The organism is Nocardioides sp. WJ219 (genome assembly GCF_058559815.1).
Genome location: NZ_JBZUJV010000011.1, coordinates 102,724 through 115,256 on the forward strand (window position 1 = coordinate 102,724; position 12,533 = coordinate 115,256).

Sequence of the window (12,533 nt, forward strand, 5' to 3'; positions counted from 1 at the left end):
CGTTGAGCCAGGACCCGTACGAGCTGCTCGGGGTCGACCGCGACGCCGACGCCGACACCATCAAGAAGGCCTACCGCCGGCTCGCGCGCCAGCTGCACCCCGACGTCAACCCCGACCCGGAGACGCAGGAGCGCTTCAAGGAGGTCACGGCCGCCTACGAGGTGCTGTCCGACCCCCAGAAGCGCGCGACGTTCGACCGCGGCGGGGACCCCTTCGGCGGCGCCGGCTTCGGCCAGGGCGCCGGCTTCTCCTTCACCGACATCATGGACGCCTTCTTCGGCGGCCAGGCCGGTGGCGGCGTCGGAGGACGCGGTCCGCGCTCGCGCGTGCGCCGCGGCCAGGACGCGCTGATCCGGATCGAGATCGAGCTGGCCGAGGCCGCGTTCGGCGTCTCCCGCGAGCTCAAGGTCGACACGGCCGTCGTCTGCACGACCTGCCACGGCAACGGCGCCGCCCCGGGCAGCCACCCCGTGCCGTGCGAGACCTGCCGCGGCCAGGGCGAGGTCGCCCACGTGCAGCGCTCGTTCCTCGGCGAGGTGCGCACGCTGCGCCCGTGCGCCGCGTGCCGCGGGTTCGGCGAGACCATCCCCGAGCCGTGCCGTGAGTGCTCCGGCGACGGCCGGGTCCGCTCGCGCCGCACCCTGAACGTCAAGATCCCCGCCGGCGTCGACACCGGCACCCGGGTCCAGCTCAGCGAGCAGGGCGAGGTCGGTCCCGGCGGCGGACCCGCCGGTGACCTGTACGTCGAGATCCACGTCGCCGCGCACGAGACGTTCACCCGCCACGGCGACGACCTGCACTGCACGGTCACGCTCCCGATGAGCGCCGCCGCCCTCGGCACCACGCTGACGCTGCCGACCCTCGAGGCCGACGTCGAGCAGGGCGCCGGGTCGGGCGTCGAGACGTCGTTCGAGCTCGAGGTCGAGCCCGGCACGCAGTCGGGTGCCGAGCGCGTGCTGCGCGGTCGCGGCGTGCCCGGTCTGCGCGGCGGGCGCGGCGACCTCGTCGTCACCACCGTCGTCGAGACGCCGACCAGGCTCGACCCGCGCCAGGAGGAGCTGCTGCGCGAGCTGGCGGCGCTCCGCGGCGAGGAGCGTCCGACCGGTCAGGTCAAGGCGCCGCAGAAGCGGGTCTTCGGGCGCCTGTTCGGCCACTGATGTCGCTGCCGGTCCACCTCGTCGCGTCGCTGGACGGCACGGCCGTCGGCCACACCGTGGTGGTCGAGGGCGACGAGGCCCACCACGCGGTCGCCGTACGCCGGCTGCGCGCGGGGGAGCGGCTGGCGCTCACCGACGGGGCCGGGCGCACCGTGGTGGGGGTCGTGACCGCCACCGGCAAGCGACGGCTCGAGGTGGAGGTCGCCGAGGTGTCGCTGGCGCCCGAGCCCAGCCCCGAGGTCGTCGTCGTGCAGGCGCTGCCCAAGGGCGACCGCGGCGAGCTCGCCGTCGAGGTCCTGACCGAGGTCGGCGTCGCCGTCGTCGTCCCGTGGGCCGCCGCCCGCTCGGTGGCGGTCTGGAAGGGCGAGCGGGCGGAGAAGTCGTGGGCGCGCTGGCGCGCCACCGCGCGCGAGGCGGCCAAGCAGGCCCGCCGGTCGTGGCACCCCGAGGTGGTCGCGCTGGCCACCACCGCCGACGTCGTCGCGCTCGTCGGGGCGGCCGACCTGGCCGTCGTCCTGCACGAGGAGGCCTCGGTGCCGCTGGCCTCGCTGGAGGTGCCGGCGACGGGCCGGGTCGTGGTCGTGGTCGGCCCCGAGGGCGGGCTCACCGACGAGGAGGTCGCGGCGTTCGCGGCCGCCGGCGCGCACGCCGTCCGGCTGGGGGCGGAGGTGCTGCGCACCTCCACCGCCGGGGTCGCCGCCGTCGCAGCGCTCCTGTCGCGCACGCCGCGCTGGTCCTGACGGTCCAGACGGTCCTGACGGTCACGACGCCAGCAGCGCCTCGACCCGGGTGATCTCGTCGTCGAGCTCGGTGCGCTCGCGGCGGGTCAGGTCGCGCAGCGTCTCCAGGACGACGACCCGGCCGTCCTCCGCGCGCCACAGCCCGACCAGCCAGCCGTCGGCGAACAGCGTCGACGCCGATCCGCCGTTGACGCCCATCCAGATGTCGCGGGTGCCCGGCCGGGTGACCCGGTCGCGGCGGGCGTGGCTGAGCCAGACGTTGTCGTAGGTGCCGAGCAGCCGCACCGGGGCCGGGGCGTCCTCGTCCTCGAGCTCGCCGTCGGGCACGTCGTGGAGCAGACGGCCGTCGGCGTCCTCGTGCCGCACGAGGTCGTCCATGGCGGCGACGACGGGGCCGAGCCGGGTCACCGCCGACCACGCCGTGACGTCGGCGGCGGTGGCCGGCCCGAAGGCGCGCAGGTAGCGCCGCACGACGTCGGCCGGGTCGGGCGGGTCGAGCGGCCGTCCGGTCCAGCGGTCGGCCCGGTCGTAGACCACCCCGCCGGCCCCCTTCCACGTGCCACGTGGCGGCAGCTGCACCAGCGGCGCCGCCGAGCGGGCCAGCTGGCCGAGCTGGGTGGCGGCGTACGACGGGAAGCGCTCGGCCAGCGCGAGCCCGATCGCCTTCTGTGGCAGCGGGCCGCCGGCCAGGACGTCGTCGAGCGCTTGCAGGAAGGCGTCACGGTCGACCTCGCGGGCCGGCCCGACGTTCTGGCTGGCGCGGATCTCCCGCTCGTGCACCGATGCCGTCCAGGCGCGCAGCCCGACGTCGTCGGCGGCGAGCAGGTGGACCGTGCCGCGCATCGTCAGGAACCGCACCAGGGTGCGGTCGTCGAGCCCCCGGGTGACCTCGTGGGGGTCGAACGACGACAGCCGGGCGGCGAGGGAGAGGTAGGGCGGCAGGTTCTCCTGCGCCTGCAGGCCGAGGAGGTGACGGCACTCGTCGACGACGGTCGCCTCGACGCGCTCGAGCAGGTGCTGGCGCCGGAGCAGGGTCCGGTTGAGCCGCTGCGCCGACAGCCTCACCACTCGCCCAGTCTCCCCCGGGCTCAGCCGACCGTGAAGGTCTTGGTGTCCTCGAAGGGGCCGGGGCCCTCGCCGCCCGACGGGTCGTCGGTCCGGGCGACCAGGATGTAGGTGCCGGGCGAGAGGGCGCTGACGTCGAGCTCGGCGCTGAACGGGTAGAGCTTGTCCATCCAGCCCTCGGCGGTGGCGAAGTCGGTGAGCACCGCGGCGCCCGACTCGTCGATCACCGTGAAGGGCACCGTCGCCTCGAAGGAGCTGGCCACGCCCTCGACGGCGAGCGTGCCGAGGACCGTCGCGCCCTCCTCGGGCGTCGTCAGGTTGACCAGCGAGAGCACCTTGAGCTCGGGTGCCGCCTTCACGCCGGCGCCGGTCGGCTGGCCGTAGAGGTCGGCCGGGCGGCCGTCGGCGAGCTCGACCCGCACCGGGTCACGGGTCTGGGCCGTGCCCTGGAGCGTGTGGACCAGCGACTGGACGGCGAGGCGGGCGTCCTTGGGCGACATGCCCTTGTCGGCGCTGAGCGGGGAGTCCTCACGCAGGGTGACCACGATGGCGCCGTCCTCCTGCGCGACCGACTCGACCTTCACGCCCTGCAGCAGGGTGCCGTAGTCGGGGTCGAGGGCCCGGCCGGCGAGCAGCAGCGCGGCGGCCTCCTCGAGCGCGTTGGCCGGGTCGACCGCGTGGAACTCGCGGTAGAGGCGCTTGCCCATCGGGGTCTCGCCGACGAAGTAGACCGGGGCGGCCGTCGTCGCGGGCTCGGACTCCGTGGGCTCGGCGGTGGGGGTCTCGGTCGGGTCCGCGGTCGGGCCGCTCGACGTCGCGTCGCTCGTCGTCGCGCTCGGGGCCGGGTCGGAGCCGGTGTCGGACGACACGGGGTCGGGGTCGTCGTCGCCGCAGCCGGCGAGGAGCGCGGCGGTCAGGGCGAGCGCGGTCAGGGTGGGGAAGTGACGCATGGGCACATCCTGTCCCGGTCGCCGGGTCACTCGACGGTGATCGAGCGCGTGTCGGTGAAGGCACCGACGCCCCGGGCGCGCCCGGTGGGGCCGTCGGTCGAGCAGGTGAGGGTGTGGGCGCCGGGCTCGACGCCGGCGAGGTCGACCTCGAGGCTCCACGGGAACAGCCGCGGTTCCCTCCACCCGGCGATGGTCGCGCCCACCCACACCTCCTCGCCGGCGTCGTCGAGCAGCCGGCAGGCGACGGTGCCCTCGAAGCCGTTCGCGACGCCGCGGGCGGTGAAGGAGCCGGCGTAGGCGAACCCCTCGCCGGGGTCGCTGAGGTTGACGTGGGCAAGGGCGTCGAGCTCCGGCGGTCGCGCCACCGGGACGGTGTGGATCGCCGGGTTGACCTGGCGGACGGGCAGCTCGGTCCCCGTGACGGCCTGGAGGGTGAGCACGAGCTGGTACATGGCGAGGTCGCTCGTCCCTGGCTTCGCGACCTCGACGACGATCACGCCGTCCTCGACGGTGTACGACGTCAGGGAACCCTCGGGCCACAGCGTCCGGTAGTCGGGGTCGCTCGGCTCGCTCATCAGCAGCTCGAGCGGGTCACCGGCCGGCTCGAAGTAGCGGTAGAGCGCGGCGTCGACGCCGTCGGGGCCGTCGGAGCCGGGGCCGACGTAGTAGACGGGGGTCGTCCGCGTGGGCGGCTGGCCGACCGGCGTGCCTGGGTCGAGCGAGCTCGGCGCGGCGACCCCGGGAGCCCGGTCGCCCTCGCCGGTGTCGACCACGCTGACGGCGATGACCGCGGCCGCGGCGGCCAGCGCCGCGCCGCCGACGACGTACCAGCCGCGGCGGTGGTGCCGGGACGAGGCGGTGCGGGCGCGGATGACGTCGAGCCGGTCGGTGGGCTCGACGGTGCTCACGGCGTCGTCGAGCACCGCGCGGAGGTCGTCGTCGGGGTGGGTGGTCACAGGTCTTCTCCTTCGAGGAGGGCGCGCAGGGAGGCGCCGCCGCGGGAGGCGTGGGACTTCACGGCGCCGCGGCTGATGCCCAGCGTCGCGGCGATGTCGGCCTCGGACAGGTCGAGGTAGTAGCGCAGGGCCAGCACCTCGCGCTGGCGCTCGGGCAGCGACCGCACGGCGTCGAGGACGCGCGCGCGGCGGTCGCGGGCCAGCGCCGGGCCCTCGGCCGAGGGCAGCGGGTCGGGCCGCCGCTCGTGGGCGAGGTGCCGGTCGACGACGCCGCGGTGCCGCAGCACCGAGCGGGAGCGGTTGACCACGCTCTGGCGCAGGTAGGCCAGCGCCTTGTCGGGGTCGCGGAGCCTCCGCCACCGGCCGTGCAGGGCGACGAAGGCGTCCTGCACGACCTCCTCGGCCGTGCCCGTGTCGTGGACCAGCAGCACCGAGAGCCGGACCAGGCGCCGCCAGTGGGCGGCGTACAGCGCCTCGACGGCGGTGTCGGCGTCCCAGGACGGCGGCTCGCTCACCGTCGCCCCGGCCTCGATCGCACGGGTGGTCACGCTAGTGCGACGCGCGAGCGGCCCGGTCGGTTTACAGCGGGTCTAGGTTGGCGACGTGGACGACTGTCTCTTCTGCAAGATCGTGGCCGGCGCCATCCCGGCCGAGGTCGTGCACACGACCGAGCGCACGGTGGCGTTCCGCGACCTCGCCCCGCAGGCCCCGGTGCACGTGCTCGTCGTGCCGCGCGACCACCACGCCAACGCCGCCGAGCTCGCCGCCGCCGACCCGGAGGCCTCGGCCGAGCTGGTCCGCACCGCGGCGGCCGTCGCCGCCGCCGAGGGGTACGCCGACGACTACCGCCTGGTGTTCAACACCGGCGCGGGCGCAGGGCAGAGCGTGTTCCACACGCACCTGCACGTGCTGGCCGGGCGACCCCTGGCCTGGCCGCCGGGCTGACCGCTGAACCGGTCGCGGGGCGCCCTCAGGTGAAGGCGTTCCAGATCCGCATGATCGCGAAGACGACCGGCAGCCCGAACACCGCGAGCAGCACCCAGGCGGTGAACCGGTGCAGCGGCTTGGCGCCGTCGAGGTTGCCGGCGAAGTCGAGCAGCGCGCCGTCGGGCACGTGGTGGGTCAGCCCCAGCCGGCGGGCGTCGGGCGGCAGGTGCTCGCCCGCGAACCACGACGGCGGGCTGTCGTCGTCGGGCGCGTGGTCCTCGTCGAACTCGTCGACGTGCTCATCGCGCCACATGGCCCCACGGTACGTCGAGAACCGCCGCGACGGGCATCACCCTGCGGCGTAGCATGGGAGGCCACAGCACCGCTCCTGCCCTCGACACCGAAAGGCCGCCCCTCCCGGGCACCCATGACTGACTCGCAGACCCCCGGAGACCTCCAGACACGCCACACCGTCGTGGTCCCCAACAGCATCGACATGGTCAGCCTGCTCGGCCCCGGCGACGAGTACCTCGGGATCATCGAGGGCGGCTTCGAGGCCGAGATCCACGTGCGCGGCAACCGGATCACGATGCGCGGCAACCCGGGCGAGGTCGCGCTCGCCGAGCGCCTGCTCGACGAGCTCGTCACCATCATCCGCACCGGCCAGGGCGTCACGTCCGAGACCGTCGAGCGCGTGATCGAGATGCTGCGCGCCGAGACCACCGAGCGCCCCGCCGACGTGCTGTCGCTCAACATCCTCAGCAACCGCGGCCGCTCCATCCGCCCCAAGACGCTGAACCAGAAGCGCTACGTCGACTCGATCGACAAGCACACGATCACCTTCGGCATCGGCCCCGCCGGCACCGGCAAGACCTACCTGGCGATGGCCAAGGCCGTCCAGGCGCTGCAGGCCAAGCAGGTCAACCGGATCATCCTGACCCGCCCGGCCGTCGAGGCCGGCGAGAGCCTCGGCTTCCTGCCCGGCACCCTGAGCGAGAAGATCGACCCCTACCTGCGCCCGCTCTACGACGCGCTGCACGACATGATCGACCCCGACACGATCCCCAAGCTGCTCGCGGCCGGGACCATCGAGGTCGCCCCGCTGGCCTACATGCGCGGCCGCACGCTCAACGACAGCTTCATCATCCTCGACGAGGCGCAGAACACGACGCCGGAGCAGATGAAGATGTTCCTGACCCGGCTCGGGTTCGGCTCCAAGATCGTCGTCACCGGTGACGTCACCCAGGTCGACCTGCCCGGCGGCACCAAGTCGGGCCTGCGGATCATCCAGGGCATCCTCGACGAGGTCGACGACATCTCCTTCCAGCGGCTCACCAGCCACGACGTCGTCCGGCACCGGCTCGTCGGCCGGATCGTGGCGGCGTACGACGACTTCGACGCGCGCGGCGGGCTGGCGACGGCCCAGGAACGCCAGCGGTGACCGCGTGAGCATCGAGGTCCTCGACGAGTCGGGGCAGGAGGTCGACGTCACGCACCTCGCGCGGCTCAGCCGGTTCGTGATGGACGAGATGCGGGTGCACCCGCTGGCCGAGCTGTGCATCAAGGCCGTCGACGAGGCCACCATCACCGAGCTCAACGAGAAGTGGATGGAGAAGGAGGGCCCCACCGACGTGCTGGCCTTCCCGATGGACGAGCTGCGGCCCGGGCTCCTCGACGAGGAGCCCGAGGAGGGCGTGCTCGGCGACATCATGCTGTGCCCCCAGATCGCCGCCGCCCAGGGCGAGACCGCGGGCCACGGCACGCTCGCCGAGATCGAGCTGCTGACGGTGCACGGCATCCTGCACCTGCTCGGCTACGACCACGCCGAGCCGGAGGAGCACGCCGAGATGTTCGGGCTGCAGGACACGCTGCTGGGGCAGTGGCGCAGCCGGTGAGGCACCGGTGACCGGCACCATCACCCTGCTCGTCGCGGCCCTGCTCGTCGTCCTGGCCGGCGTGCTCACCGCCGCCGACGCCGCGCTCGCGTCGTTCTCCAAGGCCCGGGCCGTCGAGCTGCTCCACGAGGAGCGCACCGGCGCGCGCCGCCTCGTCGCCCTGCTCGACGACGCCCCGCGCCACGTCAACACCGCCCTGCTGCTGCGGCTGCTGTGCGAGATCTCCGCCATCGTGCTGGTCACCCTCCAGCTCGACCGGGCCCTCGACGGCGCCCGCTGGGTCAGCGTCCTGATCGCCATCGGCGTGATGCTGGTCGTCTCGTTCGTGGTGATCGGGGTCGGCCCCCGCACCCTGGGTCGTCAGCACTCCGAGTCGGTCGCGCTGTGGTCGGCGGCCCCGCTGACGGCGTTCACCACCGTGCTCGGTCCGCTGCCGCGGCTGCTGATCCTGCTCGGCAACGCGATCACCCCCGGCAAGGGCTTCCGTGAGGGACCGTTCTCGTCGGAGACCGAGCTGCGCGAGCTCGTCGACATCGCCGAGGCCTCGGCGGTGATCGAGGAGGACGAGCGGCGGATGATCCACTCCGTCTTCGAGCTCGGCGACACCACCGTGCGCGAGGTGATGGTGCCGCGCGGCGACGTCGTCTACATCGAGCACTACAAGAACCTGCGCCAGACGCTGTCGCTGTTCCTGCGCAGCGGCTTCTCCCGGCTGCCCGTGATCGGCGAGAACCTCGACGACATCCGTGGGTTCGCCTACCTCAAGGACATCGTCCGCCGCGACTTCGAGGCCCCCGACGTCGAGCTGACCCAGCACGTCGAGGAGGTCATGCGCCCGGTCGCCTGGGTGCCGGAGTCCAAGCCCGTCGACGCCCAGCTGCGCGAGATGCAGGCCGGCCGCCAGCACATCGCCGTCGTCGTCGACGAGTACGGCGGGACCGCCGGGTTGATCACCATCGAGGACCTGCTCGAGGAGATCGTCGGTGAGATCACCGACGAGTACGACGAGGACGAGATCGAGGTCGAGCAGCTCGGCTCCGCCGACGACGACGCCCCGGCCTACCGGGTCTCCTCGCGCTATCCGGTCGACGACCTCGACGACCTGTTCGGCTTCCAGGTCGAGGAGGAGGACGTCGACAGCGTCGGCGGCCTGATGGCCAAGCACCTCGGACGCGTCCCCATCCCCGGCTCCGCCGTCGAGGCCCACGGCCTGCGCTTCGAGGCCGAGGACACCGCCGGTCGCCGCAACAAGATCGGCACCGTCCGCATCCGCCGCGTCGTCGCGCCGGTGCCCGCGACTCCTGGTGACGGCACGCCGGTGGCTGCTGACGCCTGAGCTGCGCACACACCCCCCACCTAGATTGACCCCATGCTGCGCCGACTTCCCCTCCCGATCCCGGGCCTCGGCCGTCGTGGGCCCCGGACCGTCCTCGAGCTCGACCTCGCGCACGGCGTCCAGACGGTGCCGCCGCGGCACCCGCTGCAGGCGCTGCGGGCGCGGCACGCGCCGTCGGTGCGGGCGATCGGCGACGGGCTGCGTCGGGCGGCGGGTGACGACGACGTGCTCGGGCTGGTGGTGCACGTCGGCACCGCGCCGGTCACCCTGGCGGTCGCCGACGAGGTGGGGGCGATGGTCGCCGACTTCAGCCAGTCCAAGCCGTCGGTGGCGTGGACGGCGTCGTTCGGCGAGCTCAGCAGCGGCCTGGCCGGCTACCGGGTCGCGCTCAACGCCCGCGAGGTGTGGCTGCAGCCGACCGGTGCGCTCGGGCTGACCGGGGTGCACCTCGGCATCACGCTGGTGCGCGGGGGACTGGAGAAGCTCGGGGTTGACCCGGAGTTCGGGCAGCGGCACGAGTACAAGTCGGCCGCCGACCAGCTGGCGGCCACCGAGGTCAGCGCCGCCAACCGCGAGATGGTGCAGCGCCTGGCCGACGCGATCGTCGACGACACCGTCGTCCGCACCGCCGCCCGCCGCGACCTGTCCACCGACGACGTGAGGGCCGCCATGGCGCGTGCGCCGCTGGGCGCCGCCGACGCGCTCGCGGCCGGGCTGGTCGACCGGCTCGGCTACCGCGACGAGGTCTACGCCCACGTGCGCGAGAGCTGGACGCCGGCGTGGGAGCCGGCGTACGTGCACCGCTACGCCGCCGAGGGCCAGGGCCCGCTCGAGCAGGCCCGAGCGCTGGCCTCCGGGCGCGGGCGCGGGGGCGGGCACCGGCCGACGGTCGCCGTCGTCGACGTCACCGGTCCGATCGTGCTCGGGCCCGGCACCGGCGCGCAGGCCGGCGCCGACCGCGTCGGCGCCCGGCTGCGCCAGGTCGGCCGCGACGACGACGTCAAGGCCGTCGTGCTCCGCGTCGACAGCCCCGGCGGGTCCTACGTCGCCAGCGACGCGATCCGGCGCGAGGTGCTGCGGCTGCGCGAGAGCGGCCGCCCGGTGGTCGCGACCATGGGGGCGACCGCCGCGTCCGGCGGCTACTTCGTCGCGATGCCGGCCGACGAGGTCGTCGCGCAACCCACCACCCTCACCGGCTCGATCGGCGTCCTCGCCGGCAAGCTGGTCGTGGAGCGGCTGCTCGACCGCATCGGCGTGGTCCACGAGCCGGTCGACGCCGGCCCGCGTGCCGGCTTCCTCGCCCCCGGCCGCCGGTTCACCGACGAGGAGTGGCGCGTGCTCGACGCCTGGCTCGACGAGGTGTACGCCGACTTCACGGCCAAGGCAGCCACCGACCGCGGGATGCCGCTCGACGTCCTCGAGCCCCTCGCCCGCGGTCGCGTCTGGGTCGGCGTCGACGCCCACGAGCGCGGCCTCGTCGACCACCTCGGCGGCATCCGCGTCGCCCTCGAGCGCGCCTGCGCGCTGGCCGGGCTCGACCCCGACGACGTGCGCCTGCCGACCCCCTCACCGCTCGAGTGGCTGCAGCGGCTCAAGCCGGCCGAGTCCAGCGAGTCCCCGGCGGCCGCGGAGGTCGTCGTCCCCACGGGCCCCGAGGCGCTGCTCGCCCAGGCGGCCGCGGCGGTCGGGCTCGCGGTGCCGCACGGGGTGCTGTCGGTGCCGATGGCGCTCTCCCTAGGCTGATCCCATGCCGGAGCACCCGCACGAGCCCAGCGCCGAGGATGCCAAGCTGGTCACCCTCGCCCGCGCCACCCGCGCCCGCACCCGGGCCGCCGAGGGCGCCGCCGTCCGCGACCTCGACGGCCGCACCTACGCCGCCGCCAGCGTCGAGCTCGAGTCGCTCAAGCTCAGCGCCGTCCAGGTGTGCGTGGCCATGGCGGTCGCGTCCGGGGCGCGCGGCCTGGCGGCCGTCGTCGTGCTGGGCGACGCCGTCGAGCTCACCGTGCCCGACCGCGCCGTGCTCGACGAGTACGCCGGTCCCGACGTCGTCGTCCACCTCGGCGCCGCCGACGGCACCATCTCCTAGGTCGTCGGCAGGAAATCCGCTGCCCCAACCTCACCCGAAGGGGTACCTTGGGGCGGGTGACGGAGACGGGGGCCCGGCAGCACGAGCACGCGGTCGGACTGCTGGCCGCGTCGTACGCCGCGATCCCGCCGGGGCAGCCGGTGCGGCTCGCCAAGACGACCACCAACCTGTTCCGGGCCCGCAGCGCGACCACCGCGCCCGGCCTCGACGTCTCGGGGCTGACCGGTGTGGTCGCGGTCGACCCCGCGGCCCGCACCGCCGACGTGCAGGGCATGTGCACCTACGAGACGCTGGTCGACGCGACGCTCGCGCACGGCCTGGTCCCGCTCGTGGTCCCGCAGCTGCGCACCATCACCCTCGGCGGCGCGGTCACCGGCCTCGGCATCGAGTCGACCAGCTTCCGCAACGGTCTCCCGCACGAGTCGGTGCTGGAGATGGACGTCTTCACCGGTGCCGGCGAGGTGGTCACCACCCGGCCCGGTGACGACCTGTTCGACGCCTTCCCCAACTCCTACGGCTCGCTCGGCTACGCCACCCGGCTGCGGATCGAGCTCGAGCCGGCGCCGGCGTACGTCGCCCTGCGCCACGTGCGCTTCGACGACGCCGCGCAGCTGGCCAAGACGATCGAGGAGATCACCGCCACCGGCGAGCACGGCGGCGAGCGCGTCGACGGTCTCGACGGCGTGGCCTTCGCGCCCGACGAGCTCTACCTCACCCTCGCCCGGTGGAGCGACGAGCCGGGCCCCGGCGGCGCCACCTCCGACTACACCGGGCAGCAGGTCTACTTCCGCTCGCTCCAGGAGCGCGAGACCGACGTGCTGACCATCCACGACTACCTGTGGCGGTGGGACACCGACTGGTTCTGGTGCTCCGGCGCGTTCGGGGCGCAGAACCCGTGGGTACGCCGCCTCTGGCCGCGGTCGCTGCGCCGTTCGGACGTCTACATGCGCCTGCTCGGGCTCGACCGGCGCTTCGACGTCGCCGACCGCCTCGACCGACGGGCGGGCCGGCCGCTGCGCGAGCGCGTGGTGCAGGACATCGAGGTGCCGACCGGCCGGCTCGCGGAGTTCCTGGCGTGGTTCGACGACGAGGTCGGGATGCGCCCGGTGTGGCTGTGCCCGCTGGTCGCCCGGCGCGCGTGGCCGGCGTACCCGCTGCAGGCGGGGGAGCCCTACGTCAACGTCGGGTTCTGGGGCACCGTGCACGTCGGTCCCGAGGCCGTCGACTCGCCCCGCAACCGCGCCATCGAGGCCAAGGTGCACGAGCTCGACGGCCACAAGTCGCTGTACTCCGAGGCGTTCTACGACCGCGAGACCTTCGACCGGCTCTACGGCGGCGACCGGCTGGCCGAGGTCAAGCGCCGCCACGACCCCGACGACCGCCTGACCGACCTCTACGACAAGACCGTCCGAAGGAAATGA

Annotated in this window: 14 protein-coding genes; 9 read left to right on the forward strand and 5 right to left on the reverse strand. The window is 74.2% G+C overall.

All coding sequences use genetic code 11. The annotated features are described in order from the left end of the window. Positions 1–2 precede the first annotated feature (2 nt). Together dnaJ and AC4MBH_RS21120 are read left to right on the forward strand one after the other, a co-directional pair. Positions 3–1,157 carry a molecular chaperone DnaJ gene (gene dnaJ, locus AC4MBH_RS21115; RefSeq protein ID WP_491797376.1) on the forward strand — a complete coding sequence of 385 codons (1,155 nt, stop codon included), beginning with the start codon at positions 3–5 and terminating at the stop codon, positions 1,155–1,157. Then, positions 1,157–1,897 (forward strand): 16S rRNA (uracil(1498)-N(3))-methyltransferase, encoded by a 741-nt coding sequence (locus AC4MBH_RS21120; protein WP_491797377.1) that lies wholly within the window; start codon positions 1,157–1,159, stop codon positions 1,895–1,897. The genes dnaJ and AC4MBH_RS21120 overlap by 1 nt, the downstream gene beginning before the upstream one ends. Before the next feature lie 21 nt (positions 1,898–1,918). Here AC4MBH_RS21120 and AC4MBH_RS21125 read toward each other — a convergent pair whose 3' ends face one another. Genes AC4MBH_RS21125 through AC4MBH_RS21140 form a run of 4 tightly spaced genes read right to left on the reverse strand, consistent with a single transcriptional unit; the run spans position 1,919 to position 5,416 of the window. Continuing rightward, complete coding sequence (locus AC4MBH_RS21125) at positions 1,919–2,965, reverse strand: winged helix DNA-binding domain-containing protein (protein WP_491797378.1); 1,047 nt, start codon at positions 2,963–2,965, stop codon at positions 1,919–1,921. Positions 2,966–2,985: 20 nt separating this feature from the next. Next, complete coding sequence (locus AC4MBH_RS21130) at positions 2,986–3,912, reverse strand: Gmad2 immunoglobulin-like domain-containing protein (protein ID WP_491797379.1); 927 nt, start codon at positions 3,910–3,912, stop codon at positions 2,986–2,988. Positions 3,913–3,938: 26 nt separating this feature from the next. Then, positions 3,939–4,868, reverse strand: a complete 930-nt coding sequence (locus tag AC4MBH_RS21135; protein ID WP_491797380.1) for a Gmad2 immunoglobulin-like domain-containing protein — start codon at positions 4,866–4,868, stop codon at positions 3,939–3,941. Then, on the reverse strand, positions 4,865–5,416 hold the full coding sequence (locus AC4MBH_RS21140; protein ID WP_491797381.1) for a SigE family RNA polymerase sigma factor: 552 nt from the start codon (positions 5,414–5,416) through the stop codon (positions 4,865–4,867). The genes AC4MBH_RS21135 and AC4MBH_RS21140 overlap by 4 nt, the downstream gene beginning before the upstream one ends. A 55-nt stretch (positions 5,417–5,471) precedes the next feature. Here AC4MBH_RS21140 and AC4MBH_RS21145 point away from each other — a divergent pair, with 55 nt between their 5' ends. After that, positions 5,472–5,813, forward strand: a complete 342-nt coding sequence (locus tag AC4MBH_RS21145; RefSeq protein ID WP_491797382.1) for an HIT domain-containing protein — start codon at positions 5,472–5,474, stop codon at positions 5,811–5,813. Between the two features lie 25 nt (positions 5,814–5,838). Here the strand turns inward: AC4MBH_RS21145 and AC4MBH_RS21150 are convergent, their stop codons facing one another. Beyond that, positions 5,839–6,108 carry a hypothetical protein gene (locus AC4MBH_RS21150; RefSeq protein ID WP_491797383.1) on the reverse strand — a complete coding sequence of 90 codons (270 nt, stop codon included), beginning with the start codon at positions 6,106–6,108 and terminating at the stop codon, positions 5,839–5,841. Positions 6,109–6,222: 114 nt separating this feature from the next. Here AC4MBH_RS21150 and AC4MBH_RS21155 point away from each other — a divergent pair, with 114 nt between their 5' ends. From AC4MBH_RS21155 to AC4MBH_RS21180, 6 genes are read left to right on the forward strand one after another with little or no spacing between them, the layout of a single operon-like run. Then, positions 6,223–7,236, forward strand: coding sequence for a PhoH family protein (locus AC4MBH_RS21155; protein ID WP_491797384.1), 1,014 nt, complete (start codon positions 6,223–6,225; stop codon positions 7,234–7,236). Positions 7,237–7,240: 4 nt separating this feature from the next. Continuing rightward, positions 7,241–7,690, forward strand: a complete 450-nt coding sequence (gene ybeY, locus AC4MBH_RS21160) for an rRNA maturation RNase YbeY (RefSeq protein ID WP_491797385.1) — start codon at positions 7,241–7,243, stop codon at positions 7,688–7,690. Between the two features lie 7 nt (positions 7,691–7,697). Further along, positions 7,698–9,026, forward strand: coding sequence for a hemolysin family protein (locus AC4MBH_RS21165; RefSeq protein WP_491797386.1), 1,329 nt, complete (start codon positions 7,698–7,700; stop codon positions 9,024–9,026). 33 nt (positions 9,027–9,059) lie between these two features. Beyond that, a complete protein-coding gene (sppA, locus tag AC4MBH_RS21170; RefSeq protein ID WP_491797387.1) occupies positions 9,060–10,769 on the forward strand; it encodes a signal peptide peptidase SppA in 1,710 nt (569 codons plus the stop codon). Positions 10,770–10,773: 4 nt separating this feature from the next. Then, positions 10,774–11,112 carry a cytidine deaminase gene (locus AC4MBH_RS21175; protein WP_491797388.1) on the forward strand — a complete coding sequence of 113 codons (339 nt, stop codon included), beginning with the start codon at positions 10,774–10,776 and terminating at the stop codon, positions 11,110–11,112. Positions 11,113–11,168: 56 nt separating this feature from the next. Then, complete coding sequence (locus AC4MBH_RS21180) at positions 11,169–12,533, forward strand: FAD-binding oxidoreductase (RefSeq protein ID WP_491797389.1); 1,365 nt, start codon at positions 11,169–11,171, stop codon at positions 12,531–12,533.

What these genes read in the sequence shown, in the direction of transcription:
- AC4MBH_RS21150 (WP_491797383.1), bottom strand. Translation starts at nt 6,108, where the DNA reads ATGTGGCGCGATGAGCACGTCGACGAGTTCGACGAGGACCACGCGCCC.
- sppA (WP_491797387.1), top strand. Translation starts at nt 9,060, where the DNA reads ATGCTGCGCCGACTTCCCCTCCCGATCCCGGGCCTCGGCCGTCGTGGG.
- AC4MBH_RS21155 (WP_491797384.1), top strand. Translation starts at nt 6,223, where the DNA reads ATGACTGACTCGCAGACCCCCGGAGACCTCCAGACACGCCACACCGTC.
- AC4MBH_RS21130 (WP_491797379.1), bottom strand. Translation starts at nt 3,912, where the DNA reads ATGCGTCACTTCCCCACCCTGACCGCGCTCGCCCTGACCGCCGCGCTC.
- AC4MBH_RS21175 (WP_491797388.1), top strand. Translation starts at nt 10,774, where the DNA reads ATGCCGGAGCACCCGCACGAGCCCAGCGCCGAGGATGCCAAGCTGGTC.
- AC4MBH_RS21120 (WP_491797377.1), top strand. Translation starts at nt 1,157, where the DNA reads ATGTCGCTGCCGGTCCACCTCGTCGCGTCGCTGGACGGCACGGCCGTC.